The 26,403-nt window shown below is 66.2% G+C and carries 23 protein-coding genes; 12 read left to right on the top strand and 11 right to left on the bottom strand.

The window, feature by feature from the left end; all coding sequences use genetic code 11:
* Positions 1-100: 100 nt before the first annotated feature.
* A complete protein-coding gene (locus NE2_RS16705) occupies positions 101-1,144 on the bottom strand; it encodes an acyl-CoA dehydrogenase family protein (protein WP_218018615.1) in 1,044 nt (347 codons plus the stop codon).
* On the bottom strand, positions 1,141-2,340 hold the full coding sequence (locus NE2_RS16700; protein WP_084494094.1) for an acyl-CoA dehydrogenase family protein: 1,200 nt from the start codon (positions 2,338-2,340) through the stop codon (positions 1,141-1,143). Before NE2_RS16700 ends, NE2_RS16705 begins: the two co-directional genes overlap by 4 nt.
* Positions 2,341-2,723: 383 nt before the next feature.
* On the opposite strand from NE2_RS16700, the gene NE2_RS16695 reads away from it, so the two are divergent.
* Positions 2,724-3,629, top strand: a complete 906-nt coding sequence (locus NE2_RS16695) for a VOC family protein (protein WP_063027176.1) — start codon at positions 2,724-2,726, stop codon at positions 3,627-3,629.
* 79 nt (positions 3,630-3,708) lie between these two features.
* Here NE2_RS16695 and NE2_RS16690 read toward each other — a convergent pair whose 3' ends face one another.
* On the bottom strand, positions 3,709-4,164 hold the full coding sequence (locus NE2_RS16690; RefSeq protein WP_063027174.1) for a MaoC family dehydratase: 456 nt from the start codon (positions 4,162-4,164) through the stop codon (positions 3,709-3,711).
* Positions 4,165-4,322: 158 nt separating this feature from the next.
* Between NE2_RS16690 and NE2_RS16685 the strand changes: the two genes are divergently transcribed.
* Positions 4,323-5,018 carry an SDR family NAD(P)-dependent oxidoreductase gene (locus tag NE2_RS16685; RefSeq protein WP_084494093.1) on the top strand — a complete coding sequence of 232 codons (696 nt, stop codon included), beginning with the start codon at positions 4,323-4,325 and terminating at the stop codon, positions 5,016-5,018.
* A 48-nt stretch (positions 5,019-5,066) separates the two neighbouring features.
* Positions 5,067-5,852, top strand: coding sequence for an enoyl-CoA hydratase/isomerase family protein (locus tag NE2_RS16680; RefSeq protein WP_063027170.1), 786 nt, complete (start codon positions 5,067-5,069; stop codon positions 5,850-5,852).
* Positions 5,853-5,937: 85 nt separating this feature from the next.
* Here the strand turns inward: NE2_RS16680 and NE2_RS16675 are convergent, their stop codons facing one another.
* Entirely contained in the window at positions 5,938-7,080 is a 1,143-nt protein-coding gene (locus NE2_RS16675) for an acyl-CoA dehydrogenase family protein (protein WP_063027168.1), read from the bottom strand.
* Positions 7,081-7,204: 124 nt separating this feature from the next.
* Positions 7,205-7,690, bottom strand: coding sequence for a MaoC/PaaZ C-terminal domain-containing protein (locus NE2_RS16670; RefSeq protein WP_063027274.1), 486 nt, complete (start codon positions 7,688-7,690; stop codon positions 7,205-7,207).
* A 250-nt stretch (positions 7,691-7,940) separates the two neighbouring features.
* Between NE2_RS16670 and NE2_RS16665 the strand changes: the two genes are divergently transcribed.
* The 3 genes from NE2_RS16665 (at position 7,941) to NE2_RS16655 (ending at position 11,570) form a co-directional block, all read left to right on the top strand.
* Positions 7,941-9,062, top strand: a complete 1,122-nt coding sequence (locus NE2_RS16665) for an acyl-CoA dehydrogenase family protein (protein ID WP_063027272.1) — start codon at positions 7,941-7,943, stop codon at positions 9,060-9,062.
* 108 nt (positions 9,063-9,170) lie between these two features.
* Entirely contained in the window at positions 9,171-10,361 is a 1,191-nt protein-coding gene (locus tag NE2_RS16660) for an acyl-CoA dehydrogenase family protein (protein WP_084494099.1), read from the top strand.
* Between the two features lie 3 nt (positions 10,362-10,364).
* Positions 10,365-11,570 (top strand): acetyl-CoA hydrolase/transferase C-terminal domain-containing protein, encoded by a 1,206-nt coding sequence (locus NE2_RS16655; RefSeq protein ID WP_063027166.1) that lies wholly within the window; start codon positions 10,365-10,367, stop codon positions 11,568-11,570.
* Between the two features lie 31 nt (positions 11,571-11,601).
* On the opposite strand, the gene NE2_RS16650 is transcribed toward NE2_RS16655, so the two are convergent.
* From NE2_RS16650 to NE2_RS16630, 5 genes are all read right to left on the bottom strand, one after another.
* The gene (locus NE2_RS16650; protein WP_063027163.1) at positions 11,602-13,233 is read right to left on the bottom strand and encodes an AMP-binding protein; all 1,632 of its coding nucleotides are present in this window, start codon (positions 13,231-13,233) and stop codon (positions 11,602-11,604) included.
* 237 nt (positions 13,234-13,470) lie between these two features.
* The gene (locus tag NE2_RS16645) at positions 13,471-14,268 is read right to left on the bottom strand and encodes an SDR family NAD(P)-dependent oxidoreductase (protein WP_063027161.1); all 798 of its coding nucleotides are present in this window, start codon (positions 14,266-14,268) and stop codon (positions 13,471-13,473) included.
* Positions 14,265-15,212: an acyl-CoA dehydratase activase gene (locus NE2_RS16640; RefSeq protein ID WP_063027159.1), complete on the bottom strand. Its 948-nt coding sequence runs from the start codon at positions 15,210-15,212 to the stop codon at positions 14,265-14,267. Before NE2_RS16640 ends, NE2_RS16645 begins: the two co-directional genes overlap by 4 nt.
* A 3-nt stretch (positions 15,213-15,215) precedes the next feature.
* A complete protein-coding gene (locus NE2_RS16635; protein ID WP_063027158.1) occupies positions 15,216-16,556 on the bottom strand; it encodes a 2-hydroxyacyl-CoA dehydratase subunit D in 1,341 nt (446 codons plus the stop codon).
* A gap of 28 nt (positions 16,557-16,584) precedes the next feature.
* Positions 16,585-17,757 carry a 2-hydroxyacyl-CoA dehydratase subunit D gene (locus NE2_RS16630; RefSeq protein WP_063027268.1) on the bottom strand — a complete coding sequence of 391 codons (1,173 nt, stop codon included), beginning with the start codon at positions 17,755-17,757 and terminating at the stop codon, positions 16,585-16,587.
* 136 nt (positions 17,758-17,893) lie between these two features.
* Between NE2_RS16630 and NE2_RS16625 the strand changes: the two genes are divergently transcribed.
* The 6 genes from NE2_RS16625 to NE2_RS16600 all read left to right on the top strand — a co-directional run bounded on the left by NE2_RS16625 (position 17,894) and on the right by NE2_RS16600 (position 25,189).
* Positions 17,894-18,997, top strand: coding sequence for a CaiB/BaiF CoA transferase family protein (locus NE2_RS16625; RefSeq protein ID WP_063027156.1), 1,104 nt, complete (start codon positions 17,894-17,896; stop codon positions 18,995-18,997).
* Between the two features lie 91 nt (positions 18,998-19,088).
* Positions 19,089-19,928 carry a PaaX family transcriptional regulator gene (locus NE2_RS16620; protein ID WP_063027154.1) on the top strand — a complete coding sequence of 280 codons (840 nt, stop codon included), beginning with the start codon at positions 19,089-19,091 and terminating at the stop codon, positions 19,926-19,928.
* A gap of 249 nt (positions 19,929-20,177) precedes the next feature.
* Positions 20,178-21,821: an amidase gene (locus NE2_RS16615; RefSeq protein WP_063909403.1), complete on the top strand. Its 1,644-nt coding sequence runs from the start codon at positions 20,178-20,180 to the stop codon at positions 21,819-21,821.
* A 497-nt stretch (positions 21,822-22,318) separates the two neighbouring features.
* Entirely contained in the window at positions 22,319-23,113 is a 795-nt protein-coding gene (locus NE2_RS16610; protein WP_063027152.1) for an enoyl-CoA hydratase-related protein, read from the top strand.
* Between the two features lies 1 nt (position 23,114).
* The gene (locus NE2_RS16605) at positions 23,115-24,251 is read left to right on the top strand and encodes an acyl-CoA dehydrogenase family protein (RefSeq protein WP_063027150.1); all 1,137 of its coding nucleotides are present in this window, start codon (positions 23,115-23,117) and stop codon (positions 24,249-24,251) included.
* Positions 24,252-24,292: 41 nt separating this feature from the next.
* The gene (locus NE2_RS16600; protein ID WP_063027148.1) at positions 24,293-25,189 is read left to right on the top strand and encodes an SDR family oxidoreductase; all 897 of its coding nucleotides are present in this window, start codon (positions 24,293-24,295) and stop codon (positions 25,187-25,189) included.
* A 153-nt stretch (positions 25,190-25,342) separates the two neighbouring features.
* Here the strand turns inward: NE2_RS16600 and NE2_RS16595 are convergent, their stop codons facing one another.
* The gene (locus NE2_RS16595; protein ID WP_063027146.1) at positions 25,343-26,365 is read right to left on the bottom strand and encodes an Rv3169 family protein; all 1,023 of its coding nucleotides are present in this window, start codon (positions 26,363-26,365) and stop codon (positions 25,343-25,345) included.
* Positions 26,366-26,403 lie beyond the last annotated feature (38 nt).

The following is a 26,403-nucleotide window of genomic DNA, read 5'->3' as shown; positions in this document are numbered from 1 at the left end:
CTTCGCATTCCACATTCCGCAGATCCTCGCCGAAACTTTGCGCCCATAGGCCGCCGGAAGGTCGTGCCCCGTATTTCACGCACCGACCGGAAAATCCCGCTCAGAAGCCGAAGGCGGAGTCGTCCTCCGTCCCGTCGAGCACCGCATTTCCCGCGGCTTCGGCGAGCAGCCGATGCCCGCCGAGCAACGCGTCGAGCGCGGCCGCCCTGGTCACGTACCTGTGCAGATCGCCCTCCCGCGTCAGGCCCAGGGCGCCGAATACCTGAACGGCGTTGCGCATGAGTTCGGCCTGAGCACAGCCGGCTCGCAGCTTGGCGATCTTCGCCGCCCACGCGCCGCCGCCGGGTGCCGCGGCCGCGTTCCACGCGGCGTCCAGGACCGAGCGTGCGCCGGCTATCGCGACGGCCGCCTCGGCGAGCCGATGGCGCACCGCCTGGAACGAACCGATCGGGCGGTTGAATTGGACGCGCGTCGTGGTGTGCGCGGTGACCAGATCCATGGTCGCATCACAGATTCCGAGTATCTCGGCCGAGAGTGCTCGATGCCCGGCGGCGACGGCCCGTTCCCAGCTCCGGCCGGCCGGTGTGGAAACCAGATCCCCCAGCGCGAGCCCTCCGATCGCGGTCCATCCGGCGGCCGGGTCGAAACCACCCAGCGGGGCAGCCGAGGCGCGGATATCGGCCACCGGCACGATGAACAGCGCTGGTGTCCCCTGCGCCCCGGCCACCGGGATCACAACCTCGTCGACGTCATCCAGTGGTCCCAGCACGATTCCGTCGATCCATTCGTGGTCCCGCGGCAGATCGATGGTTCCGGACGGATAGACGACGGCGCGGCGCAGATCGGCGTCGGGCACTTCGGGCAGTTCGGCGAGCACGACGTCGTCGAGCGCGCGGGAGCCGGCCAGCGCGCGACCGTGCTCGGTGAACAGCAATCCGACCGCCGCGCGCGGATCCGCGGCGAGTACCTCTGCCCAGCCGAGTTCGGCGAGCAACGGCGCCAGACTCGCTCGTCCGTTCCGCGCCGCGAACAACTCTCGCAGCGACTCGGCGATGACGGTCTGTGTCTCGGCATCCAAGCCCATATCTCTTCCCTCGGCCGTATCCGTCGCGGAGCGCGTGGTCGTGATCGATGCCGCGCTCATGCGCCACGCTCCTTGGGCAGGCCGAGGACCCGATCGGCGATGATCCCGCGTTGGACCTCCGCGGAACCGCCCATAATCGTCGAGGCCCGGCTGTACCACCACTCGGCCCGCCACTGCTGTGCGGCAGGGTCGTCCCCGAAGAGGAATTCACCCGGCAGCACATCTCGGGCGAGGTCGTGCAGTCCGGTCTCCACCGTTGCCAGCAGGATTTTGTCGATACTCGCTTCGGGCCCCACCGTCCGGCCCGCGGCGAGCCGGCGCACCGTATCTGCACTTCGTGCTTTCAAAGTGGCTATGTCCGAATAACATTCGCCGAATCGGCGGATAGCGCCGTCGGGCAGCAGTCGCCCGCTCAGCGCCGCGCGCAGTTCGCGCAGCCGGCGCGAGGCCACCGTGGCGCTGAGCCAGGCGTACATGGCCCGCTCGAACTGCAGCAGATACATCGCCACCGCCCAGCCCTCCCCCTCCTGGCCTAGCAGGCGCGCCGCCGGAACTACGGCATCGTCGAAGAACACCTCGGCGAGCTCGTTGTGACCACTGGCCAGCGCGATGGGCCGGATGGCAACGCCCGGCGTGTCGGTATCGACCATGATCATGCTGAGTCCCCGGTGCCTGCTCTCCAGCGTGCCGGTACGGACCAGGCAGATCAGCCGGCGCGCGGTGGCGCCGTGACTGGTCCAGATCTTCTGGCCGGAGAGCACGTAATTCTCGCCCGCACGCCGGGCGCGGCAGCGCAGCCCAGCCAGGTCGCTACCCGCCTCCGGCTCGGAAAAGCCCTGGCCCCACCACTCCTCGCCGGCCAGATAAGACGGCATGAACTGCGCCGCCAAGTCCGGAGCGAACCGCAATACCGCCGGGCCGAGCGTCTCGAGCAGCTTGTTCTGCTCTGGCACCGCCAGCCCCGCGGCGCTCAGCTCGTCATACATCACCGCGCGATGTCGCTCGTCTCCGCCCAGGCCGCCGGCTGACGGGGGCCATCCATAGCGATTCCAGCCGCCCTCGCTGAGCAACTTCGACAGCGCGGCGTTGTCGCGCATCCGGTCTTCGGTGGTCGGATAGTCGACCCCGCGCCAGCGATCCAGCCCTGGCTCGGTGGCGATGAATTGCCGCAGGGCCCGGCGATAGGCGGAGGGGTCTCGCGCCCAGTCATCGCGCGCCTCGGGGTAGGAGACCTCCCCCCCGGCCGACTCGGTCATCCGAATCCACCCACGATCGCCCGGCCGGGTGCGAACGGGTTCTGCATGACCCCTCCTGGTTCCAGCGGTGCCCCACTGCGGGGCCCACGCGATGCTGATGTGCCGGTCGGCCCCCCTGTCGGCGGGAACGGGGCCACGGTCGAACTTCGACTGTCACTGTAACAGATTATTTGACTATTTCGTCAAAACAAGTCAAAGCAGTGCGGAATCGCCCTTTTTACAGCGCATTTCGATGACTCTGCCCAGCGGAAACTGTAGGATAGCGGCGCATCCCGCCCGATCAGCGGACTATATTGACGCAATCGTCATAATTGGTTAGGTTGAGCCGATCCCGAGGCCGCGATCTCCGTTGCGGCCCGATCTTCGAAGGGGAGAGCCCTGCCGTGAAACCACCTCCCGAACACGCCCATGCCGTGATGCACTGCAACCTCAACACCGTTGATCAGGCGCGCGCCGAGGCCTACTACACGACCTTGTTCGAGATCGCGCCCCGGATGCGTTCAACGGGAAAGGGGGTGGATGCCACATGCATGGGGATGCCGTCGAGCACCGACAGCGAGACGGTGTTTCTCTACGATCCGCGCGGTCCGCGGGCGGCGCCTGCCCTCGAACTGGTCGAGTGGCAGACACCCGCGACCGTTGCACCCACCCCGCGTCCGGGGGTGGCGGGCCTGGCAGCTATCGGATACCGCGTGCCATCGCTGTCCCGGATTCGTGGGCGCCTCGCCGAGTCCGGTCACGATCCGGTGGACGTCGCCGGCGGCAGCATGGTCCGCGGAGCCCACAGGCCCGCGGTACGACTGCGGGACCCCGACGGGGTTGTCGTCGAACTCGTCGAGATCGAACATGCACCCTCGGACCCACAGTCGGCGCTCATCTCCCACGAGCGGCTCAGTTGCTCCGATCTGTCCGCGAGCCTGCGGTGGTACTCGCGGATCGGCTTCGCCGCGCGCGCCCGGGGTGAGGGCTGGATTTCGCTTGTCCTGCCTACGGACCCGACGTTCTCGCTGGAACTCGACCAGGCGCCGGCGGCCGGCGCGGCACCGCAGCGGACCGCGAATACGCAGGGCCTCTACCGGATGGCACTCGCGGTCGACGATGTCCGCGCCGCGTACGCGGCCCTGGCCGCGAGCGGTCACCCCGGCCTGCAGCAGCCGTCGTTCATTCCGATGCCCGACGTTCCGACCGGCGGTTTCACCGTCCTGTTCCTGGCGGATCCCGACGGTGTGGTCGTCGAGCTCGTGGAACGGCCGCGCACCGAAGTGCGCCGGCCGGCCGAGCCGCGCTGACCACTCGATCTCGACTCCGGCGTCTCATCGGCAGCGACAGCCGCGCCGTTCACGGGGCGCACCGATCGGAAGTGGCAGCTCAAAAGTAGTAGCGGGCAACGAGTTCCGCCACGCAGCCCGGCTTGTCACCGCCTTCGATCTCGACAGTGGTCCGGGTGACGAGCTGCACGCCGTCCGCACCGACACGCTCGGCGCCGATCAGAGTGCTGCGTGCCCGGACCCGGTCACCACTACGAACCGGCGCCGGGAAGCGAACCTTGTTCAGCCCGTAGTTGACCCCCATGCGTACACCTTCGATCCGGCGCAACTGGTTCAGGAAATACGGCACCAGCGAGACCGTGAGGAACCCATGGGCCAGGGTCGCCCCGAACGGGCCAACGGCCGCGCGCTCCGGGTCGACATGAATCCACTGATGGTCCTCGGTGTCATCGGCGAAGCCGTCGATCCGCTTCTGCTCCATCGTGAACCACTCCGTGGGCCCCAATTCCCGGCCGACCGCGGCCTCGAGGTCCGCGATACCACGGTAGATCTCCATTATTCACCTTCCGACTGGATACCCGGCGGCGAAACGCACTTCGGGATCCCCCGAGCGTAGGACCGTTGCTCGCATTTAGTCAAATAATTTACCTGATTATGAAGCCCTGGCGGTGGATCGAATTATAGATATATGATTCTACTAAATAAACGATTGAGATGCAGAGGTGGCAGATGCGGGTGCTGGTGATCGGCGCGACAGGTGACGTCGGACGGGGTGTCGTCGCGTCGTGCCTGAAACGCGGGTGGACGACCGTCGCGGCCGCGCGGACCGAGTCGACACTGACCGACCTCGCCGTGCAGCACAACGATCCCCTGCTCTCCACGGTGCCCGGGAGCCTGCACAGCGAAGCGTCGGCCGCCGAACTCGCGGACGCGGCCGATCTCGCCACCGTCTCCGCCGTCGTGGTCACCGTCAGCGGGCCGTGGCAGCCGACGCCCGTCGCCGAATGTGGCTGGAACACAGTCACCGAGGTGTTCGACAAGCTCCTGCGTCCGCACGTCAATGCCGCGCGGGTGCTGTTGCCGCGGCTGTCGCCGGGAGCAACCTATCTCGCCATCGGCGGTGGCATGGCCGATGCCGTCTTCCCCGGGATGGCCCCGGTTTCGATGGTCCAGGCTGCCCAGCGCAACCTGGTGCGCGCCTGGGCCAAGGAAGCCCGCGACTCCGGAGTGAAGATCCGTGAACTCCTGATCGCCGCCATGGTCAACGGCCGCAGCACCCGTGCGCAGGCCGAGCCGGATTGGCTCACCGATGTCGAGATCGGTGAGCGGGTCGCGGAGCTGTTGACCGTCCCGGATTCGAATCCCGTTCCGGTACTGACCTTCTCGGCGAAGGACCGCGCCGGCACCTGACGCCAGCACCCGCCGACCGCACACCCATCCGAACACCTGGGAGAACCTATGAGCTCGACTTTCGAACCCGAACTTCTGATCGAGGCGCGCGGTGCCGTGCGTATCGTGACCCTCAACCGGCCGGAGGCCCTGAACGCGGCGAACGAGCAGCTGCATGACGCCGTCGTCGGAGTCTGGCGCCACATCGCCGCCGATCCGGAGGCGCGCGCGGTAGTGCTGACGGGGGCCGGGCGGGCGTTCAGCGCTGGTGGCGATTTCAACCATCTGCGCGCGGTGCGGCTGGACCGCGACATGCGACGCTCGGAGATCGACGGGGCACGGGCGCTGGTGAACGAAATGGTCGACTTCCCGCTGCCGATCGTGGCCGCGGTCAACGGGCCGGCGGTCGGGCTCGGCTGCAATCTCGCCGTGCTCAGCGATGTCGTCCTGATCGCCGAAAGCGCCTACATGGCCGATCCGCACGTGGGCGTCGGACTCACCGCGGCCGACGGAGGCGCGCCCACTTGGCCGCTGCTGATGGGTCTGTTGCGCGCCAAGGAATACCTGTTCACCAGCGAGCGCATTCCCGCCCAGCAGGCCGTCGCGCTCGGTCTGGCGAACCGCGTGGTGCCCGACGCCGAACTGCTGGAGCAGTCGGTCGCCTTGGCCGCAAAGTTCGCCGCCCAGCCTCCACAGGCCATCCAGTCCACCAAGCGCGTGCTGAACCTGCACGTCAAGCGCGCTATCACCGGAATACTCGAATACGCGCTCGCGGAGGAATTCCAGTCCTTCGATACCCCCGAACATCAGGCGATCGTCGACAAATTCTTGAGCAAGAGCGATTCCAAAGCCTGAGCGGCCCGACCGCCCGAACGAGTAATCGCGGGCACCGCCCCTATGGTCGGTGCCCGCGCTTGTCGTGCTCCGAGGCGGTCCGGCCTCAGAACCCCATCGACCGCCCGATGAGATCCTTCATGATTTCGGTCGTTCCGCCGTAGAGGCGCTGCACGCGGGAGTCGCGCCAGAGGCGGGCGATCTCGTATTCGTTGATGTAGCCGTAGCCGCCGTGCAGCTGCATGCAGCGGTCCAGAATCTCCCATTGCACTTCGGAGGTCCACCACTTGAGTCCGGCGGCCTCTTCGGCGGTGAGTTCACCGGCGTTCGCCGCCAGCACGCACTGGTCCAGATACGTCTGCGCCACTTCGAGTTTGGTCTTCATCTCGGCCAAGAAGTGCCGGTTCACCTGGAACTTGCCGATCGCGGTCCCGAACGCCTTGCGATCGGTGGCGTACGCGAGGGTCAAATCCAGGGCGCGCCGAGCCATCGGCACCGCGTAGGTGGCGATACCGAGCCGCTCATAGGGGAGATTGGCGACCAGGTGGTAGAAGCCGCGGTTCTCCTCACCCACCAGGTTCTCGACCGGCACGCGCACATCATCGAAGAACAGTTCGGCGCTGTCGGTCGCGCGCTGGCCGATCTTGTCCAGCTTGCGGCCCCTGGTGAAGCCGGGCGTATCCGATTCCACGACGATCAGACTGATGCCCCGACGCCCCGCGGCCGGATCGGTCTTGGCGGCCACGAGCACCAGATCGGCCAGAATGCCGTTGCTGATGAACGTCTTCTGGCCGTTGATGACGTAGTGGTCACCCTCGCGGCGGGCGGTGGTCTTGATGCCGGCGAGATCGGAGCCCGCCGCCGGTTCGGACATTCCGATGGCCGTGATCGTCTCGCCCCGGATATATCCCGGCAGCCAGCGCTTCTTCTGCTCATCGGTGGTCAGCCCGATGAGGTAGGACGCCATGATGTCGTTCTGGATGCCCAGGCCGATTCCGACGGAGCCGGTCGCGAACATCTCCTCACTCACGATCTGATTGAAGCGGAAGTCGCGCAGGCCGAGGCCGCCGAACTCCTCGGGGGCCTCCCAGCCGATCAGCCCCAGCTCGCCGGCCCGCTTCCAAGCTTGCCGGCTGACCTTCCCTGCGGCCTCCCACTCCTCCACATGCGGAGCGCACTCCGTGTCGAAGAACGCTTTCGCGGTTGCGCGGAACTGCTCGTGCTCCGGCTCGAAGATGCTGCGGCGCATCGCCTGTACCCTTCATTTGCAGGTAAATTAACTATATAATAGAACTATATTTTTCGGTGCGACGTCAATCGCCGCACATCGCCGACGCCCTCGGCACGAATCCCCACGGTCGCCCCGCGTCGCGTCAGCGCCCGAGAATCAAGCGCACGGGCCGGTACTCCAGCACGACGGCGCCGTCCCGCTTGACCACCGAATTCTCGGTCGTCACCACACCTCTGCCGCCCGAACTCGTCGGCCGCGATTCCAGCACCTCGACCACGACAGAGATGGTGTCACCGACGAAAACCGGTCCCTTGATATCGAGATCCGAACGCATGAACGCCATGCCGGTACCGTGCAGCACCCCGGTTTGCAGGACCAGCCCCTCGGCATAGGCGAAGGTCAGAGTCGCGGGAACGACCCGCCCGGAGTAACCGGCCTCGACCGAACCTTGCTCATCGAGAAACAGCGGCTCACTGAGCCCGGCGAGGGTGACGAAAGCGATCAGGTCGGATTCTGTGATGGTCCTGCTACCGGTTCGGAAGCGGTCCCCCGGCCGCATCTGTTCGAATGTCCGCCCATGCAGAACCGGAGCGAGCGCCCACGGATCCGGTTTGTCGCCGCCACTCATCCGGCCTACCTTCCACTGATGATACATATAAGTTATATAATTTACCTCTACGCCCGTTTTGTAACCGGCAGGCGCCGCCAGGTGTGAGCCCGGGGGTTGCAGGCAACAACATCGACGTCGATCCAGCGCGAAGGTCACCGGTCGCCGGATCTCACGACCCGAACCGGCACATCCACTCGGGGACGCATGCAGACCCTGGCACATACTGATAAATTATCTAACCATTATAGCTGATTAGGCAGGAGTGGACATGTACGGCGTACGCAGTGCGGAACAGCAGGAACTGGCCGCCACCGTTCGAAAGTTGCTGCAGGAGCGATCATCGGAGTTCGCTGTCCGCGCGACGATGGATGCCGCCGAGGGGTACGACCGGGAGCTCGCGACAGTGATGGCCGAGCAGATGGGACTACACGGCATCGCCATCCCGGAGGAGTACGGCGGCGCGGGGTTCGGCTTCCTCGAACTGAGCGTTGTACTCGAGGAGATGGGCCGGGTACTGCTGTGCGGCCCGTTCTTCAGCAGTGTGGTCCTGTTCGCGACCGCGCTGCTGGAGAGCGGAGACGACGACGCCTGCCGAACCTGGCTGCCGCAGATCGCCGCGGGCCGGCTCATCGGAACGGCGGCATTCGCCGAGGATGCCGAGGGATGGGATGAGCAATCGATCCGACTGGCGGCGCGCCGCGAGGGCGAGCACTACCTGCTCAGCGGCCGCAAACGGCATGTACTCGACGGCGCGTCGGCCGAGGCGATCGTGGTCGCCGCCCGGCTGCCGGAGGGAGTAGGACTGTTCCTCGTCGACACCGACCTCGGACTGCGCCGCACCGCGGTGCCGACGCTGGATCGAACCCGCAGACAGGCCACCCTCGACTTCACCGACACCCCGGCGCGATTGCTCGCCGGGCCGGAGCAGGGCCGGGTGGTACTGCGCCGGGTCCTCGATCGCGCCGCTGTCGCCTTGGCGTGTGAGCAAGTGGGCGGCGCGGAGCGCGTGCTCGAGATGGCGGTCGGCTACGCCAAGACGCGCCACCAGTTCGATCGGCCCATCGGTTCGTTCCAGGCGATCAAACACACCTGCGCCGACATGCTGGTTGCCGTGGAATCGGCGCGCTCGGCCGCGCGCTGCGCGGCCGAGGCGGTGGCCGCGAACGACCCCGATCTGGAGTTGCTGGCCGGACTGGCCAAGACCGTCTGCTCGGAGACGTTCAGCCTGTGCGCGCGCGACAACATCCAGATTCACGGCGGAATCGGCTTCACCTGGGAGCATCCGGCGCACCTGTACTACAAGCGCGCCAAGAGCAGCGAGGCACATTTCGGAACACCCCGTTACCACCGCGAGCGACTTGCACTGCGCACGGAGGCGTTGCCCACATAGGCGGACGCGCCACGTTCGGTTGTTCAACTCAATTACCTATCCAATTTAACCTATTCCAATGCCGCCCCGGTGTATTCGACCGAACAGGGCGACAAGGAGGGAGCCGGCATGGCAGGGACGCCGACCGCACGACAGAGGTCCGGGAACACGTCCGATCGGGCGGAGGACACGACCGAGTTCCGCGAGCAGCTGCGGGCGTGGCTGGAGTCGGTGCCCAGGCCCGCCGGCCTGCGGGACTACGGCCCCACCCCGACGGTGGACGACGTACTCCCCGGACGGCAATGGCAGCGTCTGCTGGCCGATGCCGGCTATGCCTGCCTGCCATGGCCGGTCGAATACGGCGGCCGCGGCTCGAGCATCATGGAACAGGCGGTCTTCGCCGAGGAGACGGCGCGCGCAGGGGTGCCCCGCCAGCTCGGACTCGTCGGCCCGGCGCTGGCCGCGCCGGTGATCATGGAGTTCGGCACCGATGAGCAGCGAGCGCGGCACCTGGAGCCGATCCGGGTCGGCGAACACCTCTGGTGCCAGCTGTTTTCCGAGCCGGAGGCCGGATCGGATCTGGCCTCACTGCGCACGCGCGCGGTCGCCGAGGGCGACGAGTGGGTGATCGACGGACACAAGGTCTGGACCAGCGCCGCGGCGGCGGCCGATTACGGTCTGCTGATCGCGAGGACGGGTCCCGGCCGATACGACGGCCTGACCGCGTTCATCGTCCCCATGACGGCGCCCGGAATAACCGTGCGCCCGCTCGAGCAGATGGACGGTGAAAGCAAATTCAACGAGGTGTTCCTCACCGGCGTGCGACTGCGGACACAGGATCGGCTCGGGGAGATCGGGCAGGGCTGGGCGGTAGCGACCGCGACGCTGGGCACCGAACGGCTGTCGCTGGGCACGCAGTCGGTGTCGATGTTCGCCGCGCTGGACGATATCGTCGTCGCCGCGGCCCGGCGCGACCGGCTCACCCCGCGCCTGCGCGAGGACATCGTCTCGATCTGGACCCGGATATGGCTGCTACGCGCGACCTGGCTGCGTGCGGTGCACGCCAAGTCCTCGCTGACCTCCCCGACCTTCTCGGTGCTGAAGGTGATGAGCTCGGAAACCCATCGCGATCTGGCGGATCTGGCCGTCGACGCCCTGGGACTCGATATCACCGACGATCCCGCGGACAATCCGATCGTGCACCGGATGCTCGTCGCCCGCGCCCAGACCATCCTGGGCGGCACCAGCGAGATCCAGCGCAATATTCTCGCCGAACGAGTGCTAGGACTTCCCCGCGAACCCGCCGTGAAGAAGGGCTGACCGATGCCGACCGACACCGCGGCGCTCGCATCGCTCATCCGCTCGGATACCACTATCGCGATCGGTGACGGGTTCGGGGCGCCGCGGGGGCTGTCCAGGCAGCTGACGGCGGCAGCCGAGAACATCGCGGGCCTGCGACTGGTCCTGGGCTGGGTACCCATCGCCGATCCCGATCTGGACCTCACCGCATTCGCCGACGTGCGAACCTTCATGCCCGGCTGGGGATTACGCCCGGCAGTCGCGCAGGGGCATATCCGATTCCTGCCGGTACGGCTGGGCGCCACCACCAAGCTGCTGCACGGCCCCCTGCGTCCCGACCTGCTGGTGGCCACCGTGGTGCGCACCCCGGACGGTTACCTGTTCGCCAACGAGATCTCCTGGCAGCACGCCGCGATCGACGCCGGCGCTCGGGTGGCCGCGTTGCTGTCGCGGGCCGCTCCGGTGTGCGCGGCGGGTCCCGTACTGCCCCCCGAGCGGGTGACCGTGGTCGGGGAAACCGATCAGGCGCCGCTGGACATGCCGGACGAACCACCGACGCCGGAGCTCGAGCGGCTCGTCGGCAATCTGGTGCGCCTCGTTCCCGGGGGCGCGCGACTGCAGATCGGTCCGGGAGCGCTCGGTGCGACGGTGCTGCGGAAACTCGAGGTCCCGGTGCGCATCGACTCCGGCCTGCTCCCGGATTCCGTGGTCGACCTCGCCGAGCGCAACCTTCTCATCGGGACCCCGGTGGCGACCTACCTGGCCGGTGGCCCACGGTTGCGGGAGTGGGTATCGGGCCGAAAGGTGTTGCACCCCATCGAGTTCACCCACGATCCCGGCAGGCTGTCGGCGTCGCCGCTGTTCGCGGTGAACACCGCCGTGGAGGTCGATACCGACGGACAGATCAACGTCGAGGGCACCGAACGTGCCGTGGTCGGCGGTATCGGCGGCCACCACGACTACGCGGCCGCGGCGGCGCGCTCGGTGGGCGGGCTCAGCATCATCGCCGTGACCACGACGCACAGGGGCCGGTCGACCCTGGTCGAGCGACTCTCCCGGCCCGTCAGCACACCGTCTCACGATGTCGACATCGTCGTGACCGAGCACGGTATCGCGGATCTGCGGGGTCTGGACCGCCCGGAACGGACCGAGGCATTGCGCGCCGCGTGGGGTCCCGCAGGTGTCCGCGAACCCGATGATTCGTCCGAAACAGATAGCGGCACAACCTGATCGTCGAGGCCGCCGGCTGCCCTTCGCATGTTCACCGGGCCGAATCCTCCAGCGTCACCGCGGGAAGCAAGCGCCCGGCGGCGATCTCGTCCTGAACACGAAACTTCTGGATCTTCCCCGAGGGGGTCATCGGTAGTTCGTCCGCGAAATACCAGAGCGAGGGAGTCTTGTGGGCGGCGATCCGTTCCCGGCACCAGGCCTTGAGCGCGGCTACCTCGGGCGGGTTGCCCGGGTCCTCCACGCGCAGCACCGCGCCGATCTGTTCACCCCATTTCTCGTCCGAGATGCCGACAACCGTTGCCTCGACCACCGCAGGGTGACGGAAAAGGAGTTCCTCAATCTCACGCGGGTAGATATTGAGGCCGCCGCGGATGATCATGTCCTTGAGCCGGCCCGTGATGCGCAGGAATCCGCGCTCGTCCATGGTCCCCAGATCGCCCATGCGCAGCCAGCCCTCGGTGTCGATCGTCGCCGCCGTCTCATCCGGCATATCCGAGTATCCGAGCATGTTCTGATAACCGCGGCAACAGATTTCGCCCTGCTGGCCGATCGGCACGATAGCGCCGGTGAGCGGATCGATGATCTTCACTTCGAGTTCGGGCAACGGTTGCCCCACTGTGGCGGCCTGGTCCACCGGGTCGTCGGTGATCCGCGTCTGGCTGATCACCCCGTGCATCTCGCTCTGTCCGAACAGGATCGTGAATCGGCAGCCCAGCCGGTCGATGACGCGCTCCACCAACGCCTGCGGCACCGCGGCTGCGCCCGACATGATGGTGTGCACGCTCGACAGATCCCGGGTATCGAAATCCGGATGCTCGAGCAGCGCGATGAGCATTGTCGGAACCATCAAAGAGTGTGTGCCACCGTAGGTTTCGAGCATCTCGAGCATGAGCGCGGCGTCGAATCCGGGTAGCACGACGTAGGTGCCGTGTGCCGCGATGGTCCCCAGCTCGGTGACGCCCCCGCCGCCGATGTGGTACATCGGCATCGCATTGACACAAACGATGGGTCCGGACCGACCGGCGCGTTCGAAGACGAAGGTGGCTTCGTTGACGATCCCTTTGTGATGCAGCACCGCGCCCTTGGGAAAGCCCGTGGTGCCGGAGGTGTATTGAATCTGCACCGGGTCGGTGGGCGATACCTCGGGCAATTGCGCCGTCTCGGTTCCGGACGCAAGGAATCGCGGCCACTCGCTCGTTGGCACCACGGTGCGAAGATCGGGCAGGTTCCCCGCGATTTCGGCCAGGACGTCGGCCAAATCGACGCCGCGATAGTGCTCGCGGAAAAACAGTCCCGACGCGCACGACTGGCGCAGGATGTATTCGAGTTCGTGCGCGCGGTAGGCCGGGTTGATGCCGACCACCACCATGCCCGCCATAGCGATCGCCTGCTGCAGAATCACCCAGTCCGCACTATTTGGCGCCCATACCGCGATCCGCTCACCGGGCTCGAAGTGCGCGAGCATCGCGCGTGCCACTTGTTCGACATCGGCGAGGAGTTCGCGGTAGGTCCATTCTCGCCGATGGGCCGGATCGGCTTCGCCGTCGACCAGCGCCACCCGATCGGGCACCGTGGCCGCGGCCTGCCTGAGCAACTCGCCGAGCGTGATGTCCCGGACGCCGGAGCTTTTCGTGGCCGGCCAGAACGATTGTGTGAGTGTCATCGCGCGATCCGCCTTCGACTGTGCGGTGTGGAACCAGGTAGTAAATCGGAGTGCCGGTCGTCCTGGGCATTCGCCTGCGGAGTATGGCGCCAGTCACATTTAACGTAGTACATATCCAGAACTAATATCTAACTAAATTGTCCAACAATTTAAAGATTCGACCGACGGACAGGGGCTGCCGTCGCGCACACCACCGGCCGCCCGGTCGACGGGCGGTGGTGTGCGCGCGACCTCTGGTTATCCGGCGGATATGCCGCCGTTCGGACTCACCGCCTGGCCGGTGACCCGGCGCGCCTGGGGGCTGCACAGAAAGACGATCAGGTCCGCGACGTCAACGGGCTCGGCCACGCCGAGCGATGCCGCGCGAGCGGCCTTTTCGAACAGTTTTGCACTGAACGGCTCGGACATGACGCGCTCGTGCGCTCCGGTATCGCGAATGAGCGACGGTGTGACGGCATTGACGCGGACACCGTCGCGTTTGGCCTCCATCGCCAAGGTCTTGCTGAAGGTGACGATGGCGGCCATCGCCGCACCGAGGACGGTCTCTCCCGGCGTCGGCCACTTGGCGGCGTCGGAGGCAATGTTCACGATCGCCCCGCCGCGTTGTGCACGCATATCGGGAAGGACCGCACGACACATATTCATCGGCCCGAGCGCCTGTTGCATCAGTATGGTGGGCACATCCTCGGGGCAGGTGTCGTGGAACAACCGCGGCGAGTATGCCGCTGTCATGCTGTTGACCAGGATGTCGGCGGGTCCGAGGCCATCGCGCAGTTCTGCGCACACCCGGCCCGCTTCGGCGGGATCGTTGGCGTCCCCCGCAGCGAACAGGCACCAGACTCCCGGTGCAAGCGACCGAATATGGTCCGCCGCTTTCTCGCCGCGTTCGGCATTGCGCCCCACCAGGCCGAGGCGCTGCGTTCCCGCCGCCACGAAGCGGCAGGCAACCTCCAATCCGACTCCGCTCGTCCCGCCCGCGATGTACACGGTCGATTCGGCCAGGTTCGGTACTCGGATCTCGGGCTTGTCGTTCATCGGATACTCCTTGGCAATTCGAGCGCGATCAGCCCGGTGTGCGGTGCGTGTTCGAGGGTGCCGTCACAGTCGAGGCAGTGCGGTGTCGCAGCTGATGTCGTTGCCGCCCATTGGCTTTCGGACAGCGTGTCGCGGTGAGCGGCCGCTTCGGCCGAGCCGAGGTATTCGTCGCGTGCGAGCAGCCCCGCCCCGTACGCGCCCGCGATCTGGGGTTGATCAAGTAGTTCGACGGGCCGGTCCAACGCCCGCGAGACGTAGCGCAGCGCCGCGACATTCTTCGCCACCCCGCCGGTCATCACGACCGGCGACGCCTTACCCACCTGCGCAACCAGACCAAGGGTGCGCGCGGCCACCGCCTTGTGCACCGACGCGGCGATATCGGCCCTGGCGCGACCCTGTGCCAGCAGCGAAATGACCTCCGTCTCAGCGAAAGTCGCGCACATGCTGCTGACTTCGAGGTCGTCGGCACCGGACAGTGCCAGCTCGCCCACGTCTTCGATATCGACTTCCAGGGCCCGGGCGAGCACATCGAAGAAGCGCCCGGTTCCGCTGGCACATCGGTCGTTCATCGCGAACCGGTCCACCAAGCCGTCGTCGTCGACGATGATGGCCTTGCTGTCCTGGCCGCCGATGTCGATCACCAGCCGCACTCCCGGATACAACGCCGCGGCACCGCGCGCATGGCAGGTGATCTCGGTGAAACTGCGATCCGCGCCCGGCACCAGTTTGCGCCCATAACCGGTACTGATCGTCCGGCGGATGTCGCCGGTGGTTACCCCAGCGGCGTGCAACGCACCGTCGATCGCACGCGCGACCGCAGCGGGGCTCACCGCACCCATCTGCACGACCCCGGCGCCGCGCAGGCCGCCGTCCTGATCGACCACGACCGCTTTGGCGGTGGTCGAACCGAGGTCGACGCCCATGACGAACCAGGTGCCGATCATCGCCTACACCACTGACTTCATGCGCTGGACGTCGATGGCTTCCAGCATGGCCCCGAGGCGGCTGTCGAAAAGCTCGTCGTTGTAGAACGACGCGTCGGCGACGTCGCCTTCGAAGAAGAACGATTTGACTCCACGCTCACGTTCCGCGGTCCGGGCCAGCATTGTCTGCGGATTCGTCATTGCCCGGCAGGTGCGTGTCGAATGGAACGCGATGCCGTCGATGGCGTATTCGTCCAGGCGGCGCAGCAACAGCTCCTGCAAATTCTTCAACCCGTGGTTCAGCGGGCACAGCAGATAATGCTGCGCCATACCGAGCAACGGATTGTCGACATCGATTAGTTGTGGTTCCTGCCAGAAGGATTCATGGGTGTAGCGACCCGCGACCACGGCCACGTCGTACTCGGCGAACTTGCGGGTGAGAAAGCCGAGTTTGTTCCAGTTCATGATGCCGTCGAAATACACCCGGTAACGCTCGTTGTGCAGCGCGCTTACGCCGTCGGCGAGACGCTGCTCGATTTCGGCCTTCACCCCGGCGAAATAGTCGACCAGGGCCTGATTGCCCGGAAGGAAGTTGATCGGCGCGATACTGGCCACCCAATCCCAGTAGGTCGCCGGGGTCGGCGCCTGCCTGCACAATTCCATGCCCTCGAGGCGCAGTTCGGAGGCGCGCTTGATGTAGAACATGCTCTCGCTCAACGCATCCCAGTCGAACGGCCGCCCGGTCTGGTGTTCCAGGAAGTCGATCAACTCGCGCAGCTGCCTCTCGACGTACCGGCTCACCTCGGTCCATTCCTCGCCCCGCATATACCCGGCGTCGGGCTTGTTGCCCCACAGCATCGGCATCGAGACGTTGAACAGCGGCAGTTTGCGGTCGAAGACCCGGTAGGTCATCGCATCCCACTGCTGGCCCGTGCTACATCCGGCGTAGCCGTTGACGAAGAAGTCCGGGGCCGGCAATTTGGCGGCCAGTTCTTGCTGGTCGACCATGCCGACCACACCGGTCGATTGGCCGCTGACGGTCTGATGGGTCAGTACGGCGCAGCCGAGATGCGTTCTGGCATAGGAGCAGAGCTCACCGATATAGCCGTACTCCGCGCCTGCCGCCTGCGCGGGCCCTTCCAGATGCTGGGCCGCCAAGCGGGCGGCGAACGCCTCACCGTGACACCATTCCAGTCCCGCCGCTTGGAACAGTGGGTTCATCGCGGCGCCGTTGTACCAGACGACGTGTTTTCCACGTTCCTTCGCGGTGAAGATATTTTCCCAGTAGTCGGCCACCATGCGCCCGCCCGCGCGGGTGCTGGTGAGCCGGTTGGCCTTCTGGAGGCTCGTTTGCTGGGTCGCCATGGCGAACTCCTTTGTGCGATAGGAGGATTCAGGACCGCGCGAGTGCGGGTTGCCGACGGATGCGCTCGACGAAGGTCTCGACGCGGGTGCGCAGCGTTTCCACCGGATTGCCTTCGTGTTCGGTTTCGAGCAGCAGCGACGGAATCCCGCGGGCCTCGAGTGCCTTGCGCAGTTCGGGGTAGTACAGCATGTGCGGTTCGCAGAATTTCGCCATCAGCACCACCACACCATCGCTGCCGCTGCGCTCGAGCGAATCGATCAGGTAGGTGTCCCAGTCGACGTCGGTGGTGACCCGGGTCGGGCAGGGCGCGACGCGATTGCGATCGAGGTACCACTGCGACAACGCCGCGAGCGGATCACCCCTCTCGGGCACATCGGTCGAGATGTAGCGGAAGCCGGTGTAGAGATCGTCGTCCACGACGATCGCACCGGATTCCTCGATCACATCCAGAATTTCGACGCGCGGGGCGTGACAGAAGTGTCCCGACAGATGCAGCCGTACCAGATCGGCAGGTGGCTGCGCGACCGGATCCAGCTGCGCGAGTAGCCGTTCGAGCAACGCGGTGTGCTCCTCGACATCCATCACCATGCTGGACTTGACCAGCAGCTGCATCTCGCCGGCGGTGATCCGCGCACGACCCGAGCGGCGCAGATCGTAGAACGTACGCAGCATCCGCCGATTCTGGTTGAACAGCCCGATACTCGCCGACAGTGCCCGCATTGTCACCGTGGTGCCCTGCACCTGTTCGATCTCACGCTGCAGTTCCTCGATGCGCCCTTCCACCCGCGGCTTGGTCCACGCGTCGTCCATCGCACTGGTGAACTGCGCGAAATTCACCGGCTTGTCCGGACGTGCCCAGCGGATCACATCGACCGCGCCGAGCAGCTGCACACAGTGATCGGCGGCGACGAAGGCGTCGAACACATCCAGCCGGCCGAGTGCGACCTGGTCGACGACACTGCGGGTGTAGCCGCAGTAGAACTCGGCGAGCAGGCTGCGCCCTTCCGTGATCGGGGTGGGATCGTCCTGCACGATCACCGGCAGCGCGCCGGCCGCGTGCACGAGTTCGGCGGGAAAGTTCATCGGGAACGACGCGATCGCGCGCCCTCCGCTTTTCGCTTTCCACATCCGGGCGTATGTCGCCGGATCGCCGGCCACCGTGCGTAGTGCCGACATGATCGTCGGATCCAGTTCGCGCATATTCAGTCCTTCGGCGTCGAGGACGGCCGCGCCGCGGGCGCTCGAACGCCGCCGCAGAGCCTGATTCAGATGATACGTTATTTGATAGATACTATCCACAACTGTCAAATGTTGGAAGAGTTTCAGGAGGATTCCGATGGAGCGCGTGCTCACAGGACTTCGCGTGGTGGAGCTGGCCGGAATCGGCCCGTCGCCGCACGCGGCGATGGCGCTCGCCGACCTCGGAGCCGACGTGGTTCGGGTCGAAAGACCCAGCGGCGGAACACAATTGGTTCCGGCCGACAAGGACGCGATCCTGCGCAATCGCCGCTCGATCAGCGCCGACCTCAAACAACCTGGCGACCTGACCCGGGTGCTGACGTTGATCGACCGCGCGGATGTCCTGATCGAGAGCTGTCGACCGGGGGTAGCCGAGCGGCTCGGAATCGGACCCGAGGTCTGCAGCGCACGCAACCCCACGCTGATCTACGCACGAATCACCGGATGGGGCCAGAGCGGCCCGCTGGCGGCCTGTGCCGGTCACGACATCAACTACCTCGCCCTCAGCGGCGCCCTGAGCGCGATCGGCCGCCGGGGTGAGCGGCCGTTGGCACCACTCAATCTGGTCGCCGACCTGGGCGGCGGCTCGATGCTCGCGGTGCAGGGCATCCTCGCCGCGTTGTACTCACGCGATCGGACCGGCGCCGGAAAGGTGCTCGATATCGCGATGGTGGACGGGGTGAGCACCCTCATGTCGATGGTGTGGACCCTGTCGGAAAACGATCTGTGGTCCGAGCGCGGAACCAACATCATCGACGGCGGCGCTCCCTTCTACGACGCCTACGAATGCGCGGATGGTCGTCACCTCGCGGTCGGCGCTGTGGAGCCGGTCTTCTACGCGCGGCTCCTCCAAGGCCTCGGCCTCGACGCCTCGACGCTGCCGGAACAGTACGACCGCAGCGCGTGGCCGAAGATAAGCGACTGTTTCACCCGGGTCTTCCGCACCCGGACCCGCGCGGAGTGGGTCCACGTCTTCGAATCACTGGATGCTTGTGTGACACCGGTACTTTCGCTGGGCGAGGTCCCGGACCATCCCCATATCCGCGCTCGCGCCACCGTGGTCGAGTCCTTCGGGCAGCGGCAGCCCGCGGCGGCGCCGCGCTTCAGCGCCACCGCGGCCGCGACCTATATCGCGCTGCGGATCCCCGGCCAGGACAACGAATCCGTCTTCCGGGAGTGGGGTGTCGATGACGATCTCTGACCGGGCCGCAATCCGGCGCGCGACGGGTTCGTGTGCAGGCCCGCGCGGGGCACGGTGGCCGTGCACCGGCGCGTTGCGAGACGATAGAGCCATGCCCGACGCCGATCCGACGCCGACCAAGGACACCACGCCGGCCCGCAGTGCCCGGTCCGCGCTCATCACCGTCCTCGGTGAGCTGGTCGAACCCTACGGCCGGCCGGTCCGGACGGCCGCACTGCTGTATGTGCTGAACGGACTGGGTTTCGGGGCGCATGCCGGCAGGCAGGCCGTCGCGCGAACGGGGTCGGCGGGGCTGATCACCGCACAGCGTGAAGGACGCCAAACCCTCTGGCACCTCACCGACAAGGCACATCGCCTCTTCAGCGAGGGCGACGTCCGGGTGTTCTCCACCGACGTGGACATCACCCAGTGGGATGGTCAATGGCTCATCGTCAACGTCCCCATCCCGGAGTCGCACCGCTCGACGCGTAAGAAACTGTATGCGGCACTGCGGTGGGCGGGCTTCGGCAATCCGGCACCGGGGGTGTGGGTGACCCCCCACTCCAGCCGCGCCGCCGAGGCCGCGAAAGCGATCGACGCGCTCGGCCTCACCGCGAATACGGTGTCGTTCATCGGAACCACCGCTGCCACAGGGATTTCCGAAGAGGAGCTGGTTCGCCGATCCTGGGATCTCGACGCCGCCGAACAGGCTTATGACGAACTACTCGAGCGTTTCGGTTCCCGCGACTACGAATCACCGGACGAGTTGCTGTTCGCGCACGTCGAACTCGCCGACTCGCTGCGGCACATGACGTACCTGGACCCGCGGCTACCGGATGTCCTGCTTCCGGATTGGCGAGGGCAGGCCGCCGCCAAACGCCTGCGAGACCTGCGCGCGGAGTCGACGCCGGCGGCACATGCGCATTGGCGCCGCATCGCCGGATTCGACTGACATCTCGGAGGCGATCGGACGGCAGCGAGTTCGTTCTCCGAAATCGGTCCTAGAACTTCAATGGTATGACCTATTGTGGGCACCGGCCGGTACACGGACGCGATCCACGGCTCGCGGATCGTCGCTGGCCCACGGCGGAACGATCGCGCCGAGCGATGGTCCGTCTCCACAACATTTCCCATGCACAACCGCAGGACCTGTCGGGTCAGCATCACGCCGCGAGTCCGACCACACCGGTAGGAGTTCCCCATGGAACAACCCCTCACCATTTCCGAAGCCTTGTCCGCCATGGATTCCGGGGCGCTCACCAGTGTCGAGTTGACCGGCATGGTCGTCGATCGCGCAGACCGATACGACGACGGGCTCGGCGTCTTCGTCAGCCGGTTCGCCGAATCGGCCATTCGGGCCGCCGAGCAGGCCGACCGGATGCGGCGGGATGGACAGCACCGCCCGCTGCTCGGCATTCCGATCGCGGTCAAGGACATCATCACCACCGCCGACGGCCCCACCACGGGCCAGAGTGCGGTCCTGGATCGGGAGTGGGGCGCCGGCGACGCCGCCGTTGTCGCCCGCTTGCGCGACGCGGGGGCGGTGATCGTGGGCAAGACCACCACGATGGAATTCGCCTTCGGGTCCCCGGATCCGGCCAAGCAGTTTCCCATTCCCCGCAATCCCTGGGATCCGCGGCGCTGGCCGGGTGGTTCCAGCTCCGGGTCGGCCTCGGGGTGTGCCGCGGGAATGTTCCTCGGCGCGGTCGGCACCGATACCGGCGCGAGCGTTCGGATGCCGTCCGCGTTGAGCGGGACGACCGGAATAAAGCCGACCTACGGCCGGGTGCCCAAGTCGGGTTGCGTACCCCTGGGATACACGCTCGACTGCATCGGCCCGATGGCGCGCAGCGCCCACGACTGCGGCGTGCTGCTCGCGGCCATGGCCGGGGCGCACCACTGTGATCCGACCACGGATCGGCGCGATGTTCCGCACTATCCGGACGCCCTGGACGGCGATCTGACCGGCTACACGATCGGAGTGGATACGCTCCAACGCTTTTCGGGCGATACCGACCCTGCCCTCGCGCCATTGTTCGCCGATACCATAGCCGCGCTCGAAGCGGCCGGCGCCACGGTCGTCGACCTGGCACTGCCCTACTACCCGGAGGTCACCGCCGCGGCGGTCATCACCATTCTGGCCGAGGCGAGCGCGTACCACGCACCGGACATCAAGAGTCGCTGGGCGGACTACTTCGGATTCACCCGGCTCGGCCTCGGCCTGGCGGCGTTCGCCAGCGGGGCGGACTACGTGCAGGCTCAGCGCGTACGCCAGGTGGGGCAGCGCGCTGTGGCGCAACTGTTCGAGAACGTGGACCTGATCCTGACTCCCACCGTCTCCCGACCGGCACCACTTGTCGAAGCGAGCGGCGACTACACAGCGACACTGTTTGCGGGCGAGGCGTTTTCGTATCACACGGCCTACTGGAACGCGCTGGGAAACCCTGCCCTGTCTATGCCGATCGGCTTCAATTCCGGCGGATTGCCGCTGGCGGCGCAGTTGATCGGCCGGCCCTTCGACGAGTCGCTGGTCCTGCGTGCCGCCGACGCCTACCAACGCCGGAACCGATGGCACCTCGCCGAGCCGCCACTGCGAGACGGCGTAGACAACCGGGCGTGGGAGGACGCCGAGCCGCCGGAGCAGCCCTCGGATCAGACGGAGACCTTCGTCGAAGAGACCCTGCGCCGCAGCGGATACGACGTGCCCCCGCAAGAACTCCCCGGGCTGGCCGCATCCCTACCGCTGGTCCGGCACAACTCAGACATCATCTATTCACTGGCCGAGACACGGTACGCGGAGCCGGCGACCGTTTTCCGGGCCACCGAAGTCCCAGCGGCGCACTGACATCGGCTCCACACTGCCCCAGAGTTCGCACCCTCTACAACGAACCTCGACCGCCCCACCCCGCCGCCTTCATCCCAGCGGCTTGATTCCAGGTTGAATGAGATGATCTTCATGAGGAGGGCAACCACTATCGTGTCGGGCCGCGGCGGCCGGAATGTGCCCGGCCTGCTCGGGAAGGCGGCCGGAGGACGGCCCGTCACCAGCCCGCAGCGATCGACCTCGGAAACCCCGCGCTGGTCGGGAAGCCGACCCGGATCAAGCGCCATATCCAACCAAACCTCAATCAAGTACCACCCGCCCACACAGTGACGGACACCTCAGTGTAGGCATCGCTGCCAGTGTGTAATAACGACGTTTCGTGCACCGCGAACCTGTGGCTCCTTCGGGGGACCCCAGCCTTGCGTGCGGCGCTCAGTTAAAGCTACTGTGATGCAAATGGTCAGTCCTAATGACCACAAAGTGGGAACTCCTCGTCAACGAAAGGACGTCGAAGTCTGATGGCTGAATTCACCGACATCACCTATGAGGTCGACAACGGACTGGCATGGATCACCATCAACCGGCCGGAGCGCTACAACGCTTTCCGCGCGCAGACGGTCGACGAGTTGGTCATGGCCTTCAAGCGCGCGTGGGCGAGCAGCGATGTCGGTGTCATCGCCCTCACCGGCGCCGGCGACAAGGCGTTCTGCGCCGGTGGCGACCAGAAGCAGCGGATGGAGACGGGCGACTACGGCCCCTCGGCGAGCGGCCTGTTCGAAGTCGAGGCGCTGCACCGGGTGATCCGCGACGCCCCCAAGCCCGTGATCGCGGCCGTCAACGGCCTCGCGATCGGCGGCGGGCATGTGCTTCACGTGCTGTGCGACCTGACGATCGCCGCGGACACCGCGCAGTTCGGGCAGAACGGCCCTCGGGTCGGCTCCTTCGACGCCGGTCTGGGATCCGGCTATCTGGCCCGCGTCGTCGGGGAGAAGCGAGCGCGAGAGATCTGGTTCATGCTGCGCCGGCTGTCGGCACAGGAGGCCCTCGAGTGGGGCCTGGTCAACAAGGTGGTGCCGGCCGCAGACCTCAAAGCCGAGGTGCGCGCGTGGGCGGACCAGATGCTCGACTTCTCGCCGACGGCCCTGAAGGTGCTCAAGCAGTCGATGAACACCGATACCGAGCACTTCGTGAGTATCGGGACGATGGCGTACTCCACGCTGGCGATGTTCGGTGAAACTCCGGAGGCCCAGGAGGGCATCACCGCCTTCAACGAGAAGCGCAAGCCCGACTTCTCGCCGTACCGAGGCAAGTGATTTGCAGTTCTCGATCGAACAGCGTGAGTTCGCGGCGGCAGTCAGCGAGTACTGCCGCCGCCGGCTCGCGACAGTCGCACAACGGGACGCGGTGACCGACGGCGGAAAATTGTCCAACAGCCCCGAAGTGCTGTCCGACATGGCTCGCAACGGATGGCTCGGAGTGTCGCTCCCCGCCGAATTCGGCGGTGGCGGAGCCGGTTTCGTCGATGAATGCATCTTTCTCGAGGAATCGGCGCGGGGCCTCGCGCCGATCACCGGATATTCGACCGGCCTCACCGCGGCGCAGACGTATATCCGGTGGGGCAACGACGATCAGAAGAAGACGGTCGTCGCCAATCTCACTGCGGGCCGCCTCGAGGCGATCGCGCTCAGTGAGCCCGGCGCTGGTTCGGATCTGGCCGGGCTGCGGGTGACTGCCCGCCGCGACGGCGACCGATACCTGATCAACGGCCAGAAGACCTGGATCTCGGCGGCACATGTCGCCGAACACCTCCTGGTCCTGACCCGCGAGGACAACTCGGGCGGCAAACACGAGGGCATGACCCTGCTGATGGTGCCGACCGACGCACCCGGCCTCACCATCCGCGCCATCGAGACGATGGAAGCCCACACCTGCAACGACGTGTTCTTCAGCGATGTCGAGGTGCCCGTTTCGGCCGTGATCGGCGAAGCGCGCAATGCGTGGAAGCAGCTCATGCGCGGACTGAGCATCGAACGCCTGATCATTGCCGCCATGAGCATCGGCGGTGCTCGGCGTGCCCTCGACGACGCGGTCGCCTACGCGCGGGAACGGGAGCAGTTCAGCCGGCCGCTCGCTACATTCCAAGCCCTGCGCCACCGTCTGGCCGACCTCGCCACCGACATCGAGCTCGCTCGCACCTTCGTCTACGACGTCGCGACCAAGATCGACGCCGGACTCGAGGACGACCTGGCCCGCGAGAGCGCCATGGCGAAGATGCGGTGCACCGAGATCGCCAAGAACACCACCCTCGAGGCCATGCAGATGATGGGTGGCTACGGCTACGCCCGCGAGTACGGCATGGAAGGTCAGGTGCGGCGTGCGCTCGCACCGCCGATCTACGGCGGTACCAACGAAATTCAGCGCGAGATCATCGCCAAACACATCGGCTTGTGAACGGGCCGCCAGCTGGAACCATCGACAAACGAGGTGCATTGATGACCGACACGACCTTCTCACCGACATTGTTGTCCGGGAAGCGGATTCTGATCACCGGCGGCGGTACCGGGCTGGGCCGCGGCGTGGCGCGGCATCTGGCCGAGCACGGCGCCGAAGTCCATCTCTGGGGCCGGCGCGAGGCGGTGCTGGCCCAGGCCGCCGCAGAGGCGTCGGCAAGCCGCCCCGGATCGGTGCACTACCACACGGTCGATGTCCGCGACTACGAGAACGTCGACGCGACGATGGGGCGAATCTGGTCCGACCACGGCCCGCTGACGGGAGTGATCAACAACGCTGCCGCCAACTTCATCGCGCCGACCAAGGATCTGAGTCCGCGTGCGTTCCAGGCGATCACGAGCACGGTGATGAACGGTTCGTTCCACACCACCCACGCCGCCGGCAAGCGGTGGATCGCCGAAGGGCTGCACGGCAGTGTGCTCTCCACACTGACCACCTGGGTGTGGACCGGATCGGCCTTCGTCGTCCCTTCCGCGATGGCGAAGGCCGCCGTACATTCGATGACGATGTCGCTCGCCGTGGAATGGGCCAAGTACGGCATTCGCGTGAATGCTCTCGCCCCCGGCCCCATTCCGACCGATTACGCATGGGAAATGCTGAATCCGACCGACAAGTCGTCGGTCGGTGCCACCCAGGCCGACCAGATCCCGGCCGGGCGCACCGGCACCATCGAAGAACTCGCCAACCTGACGATGTTCCTGCTCTCGGACGCCTGCGATTACCTCACCGGCCAGACCATCGCCATGGACGGCGGTCAGATGCTGGCCGGGCCGGGCACCTTCGCAGGCTTGACCAGCCTCTCCGATGCCGATTGGCAGCAGATCAAGGAAACCAGCAAGGCAGCCTCGGAATCCAGTAAGGCCCAGCGAACCGTGTGAGTCCACCAGAGCTCACGACAACGAAGAGGGTGCGCATCCACAAGATGCGCACCCTCTTCTTCGTGGAGATTCAATTCGGAGGATGTTCGGCGCTGCCGCGCACAGAGGAAGTTCGAGCGCTGCCGCGGCCGGAAGTTCGGCCGCGGCAGCCGTTCACAGCGAAGGGCGATATTCGTACTTGCTGCTGCGGGTCAGGGCGAATTCGAAAATCCCGGCCCCCCGCACATCACCGAGAGTGAACGCACACAAGCGGTCGGTCAATGCCGAGTCGAGAGAACGCGGGGACACCGAACCGTCGAGGCGATAGCGTTCCGACGCGACTTCGTCGGCCCCCGACGAATTACCATGGTGGCCACCATAACCGGCACCGGCCATATAGCCCCCGCCCGCTCGGGCGTCGGCATGGATGATGTACTTCTCACCTGCCGCAGTGTCGACGTGTACATCTCCTTCGACCAGATCCAGATCCGACGTGAAGACCAGTGCATGCCGCACGTCGGTGATCGGATCCAAGCGGCCGTTCTCGTGCATGACGGCCCCCTCGAGGAGAAGCCGCTCGTGCGAACGGGTTTCGACCAACAGGAAACCGACCGAGAAATCGGGGAACTGGGCTTGATACCAGATGTGCAGGCCTTGGCCGCCCGCCATCGTGCGTACGCCCCGAGAACGATCGCGCTGCCCGTACCATCCGTCGACCGATTGGGTCCGACCGTCGATGGTCAGGGTGCCCTCGTAGCGGCCCGACTGGAAGAGATGGTCGAACGAGGTCCGCTGCGCGGATGTGTTCGTGACCGCGATCTCGCCGAACCAGGCTGGTGTTCGGGCCCGCCAGGTCAGGTCGAATTCGGTGCCGATCTCGTTTGGCCCCAGACGGAGGCGCCACAGCTGATTCGGCTCGAGCATCTCGAAGCGGAAGGGGCCGGCGCCGTCACGGTCGGTGGCGCCGAGCCGGCTCGAGAAGCGCAGGTTGCGCTGCTCGTGCTCACCGCCGACGATGACGTAACCGTCGACCGCGTCCTTGGGCGGGTAGATCCCGAAACCCATGATCACCGACGGTGTGGTGGCATCGACCGGGTGCAGGTTGAACATCAGCCGATCGAAGAAGTCGGCCGGGAGGTCGGTGGCTTCGGGGCCGACGAGCGGATCGTGGAAAGCGGTGCCGGGTGGGTGTGCCATCGAAACTCCTTGTGGTTCAGGCGCGCAGCGCCACGTGG

Origin of the sequence: Nocardia elegans NBRC 108235 (genome assembly GCF_001612845.1) — a bacterium.
Taxonomy (GTDB): Bacteria; Actinomycetota; Actinomycetes; order Mycobacteriales; family Mycobacteriaceae; genus Nocardia; species Nocardia nova.
This window is presented reverse-complemented; position numbering and strand designations above follow the sequence as displayed.

What these genes read in the sequence shown, in the direction of transcription:
- NE2_RS16705 (WP_218018615.1), bottom strand. Translation starts at nt 1,144, where the DNA reads ATGAGCGCGGCATCGATCACGACCACGCGCTCCGCGACGGATACGGCC.
- NE2_RS16700 (WP_084494094.1), bottom strand. Translation starts at nt 2,340, where the DNA reads ATGACCGAGTCGGCCGGGGGGGAGGTCTCCTACCCCGAGGCGCGCGAT.
- NE2_RS16690 (WP_063027174.1), bottom strand. Translation starts at nt 4,164, where the DNA reads ATGGAGATCTACCGTGGTATCGCGGACCTCGAGGCCGCGGTCGGCCGG.
- NE2_RS16685 (WP_084494093.1), top strand. Translation starts at nt 4,323, where the DNA reads ATGCAGAGGTGGCAGATGCGGGTGCTGGTGATCGGCGCGACAGGTGAC.
- NE2_RS16680 (WP_063027170.1), top strand. Translation starts at nt 5,067, where the DNA reads ATGAGCTCGACTTTCGAACCCGAACTTCTGATCGAGGCGCGCGGTGCC.
- NE2_RS16675 (WP_063027168.1), bottom strand. Translation starts at nt 7,080, where the DNA reads ATGCGCCGCAGCATCTTCGAGCCGGAGCACGAGCAGTTCCGCGCAACC.
- NE2_RS16670 (WP_063027274.1), bottom strand. Translation starts at nt 7,690, where the DNA reads ATGAGTGGCGGCGACAAACCGGATCCGTGGGCGCTCGCTCCGGTTCTG.
- NE2_RS16665 (WP_063027272.1), top strand. Translation starts at nt 7,941, where the DNA reads ATGTACGGCGTACGCAGTGCGGAACAGCAGGAACTGGCCGCCACCGTT.
- NE2_RS16660 (WP_084494099.1), top strand. Translation starts at nt 9,171, where the DNA reads ATGGCAGGGACGCCGACCGCACGACAGAGGTCCGGGAACACGTCCGAT.
- NE2_RS16655 (WP_063027166.1), top strand. Translation starts at nt 10,365, where the DNA reads ATGCCGACCGACACCGCGGCGCTCGCATCGCTCATCCGCTCGGATACC.
- NE2_RS16650 (WP_063027163.1), bottom strand. Translation starts at nt 13,233, where the DNA reads ATGACACTCACACAATCGTTCTGGCCGGCCACGAAAAGCTCCGGCGTC.
- NE2_RS16645 (WP_063027161.1), bottom strand. Translation starts at nt 14,268, where the DNA reads ATGAACGACAAGCCCGAGATCCGAGTACCGAACCTGGCCGAATCGACC.
- NE2_RS16640 (WP_063027159.1), bottom strand. Translation starts at nt 15,212, where the DNA reads ATGATCGGCACCTGGTTCGTCATGGGCGTCGACCTCGGTTCGACCACC.
- NE2_RS16635 (WP_063027158.1), bottom strand. Translation starts at nt 16,556, where the DNA reads ATGGCGACCCAGCAAACGAGCCTCCAGAAGGCCAACCGGCTCACCAGC.
- NE2_RS16630 (WP_063027268.1), bottom strand. Translation starts at nt 17,757, where the DNA reads ATGCGCGAACTGGATCCGACGATCATGTCGGCACTACGCACGGTGGCC.
- NE2_RS16625 (WP_063027156.1), top strand. Translation starts at nt 17,894, where the DNA reads ATGGAGCGCGTGCTCACAGGACTTCGCGTGGTGGAGCTGGCCGGAATC.
- NE2_RS16620 (WP_063027154.1), top strand. Translation starts at nt 19,089, where the DNA reads ATGCCCGACGCCGATCCGACGCCGACCAAGGACACCACGCCGGCCCGC.
- NE2_RS16615 (WP_063909403.1), top strand. Translation starts at nt 20,178, where the DNA reads ATGGAACAACCCCTCACCATTTCCGAAGCCTTGTCCGCCATGGATTCC.
- NE2_RS16610 (WP_063027152.1), top strand. Translation starts at nt 22,319, where the DNA reads ATGGCTGAATTCACCGACATCACCTATGAGGTCGACAACGGACTGGCA.
- NE2_RS16600 (WP_063027148.1), top strand. Translation starts at nt 24,293, where the DNA reads ATGACCGACACGACCTTCTCACCGACATTGTTGTCCGGGAAGCGGATT.
- NE2_RS16595 (WP_063027146.1), bottom strand. Translation starts at nt 26,365, where the DNA reads ATGGCACACCCACCCGGCACCGCTTTCCACGATCCGCTCGTCGGCCCC.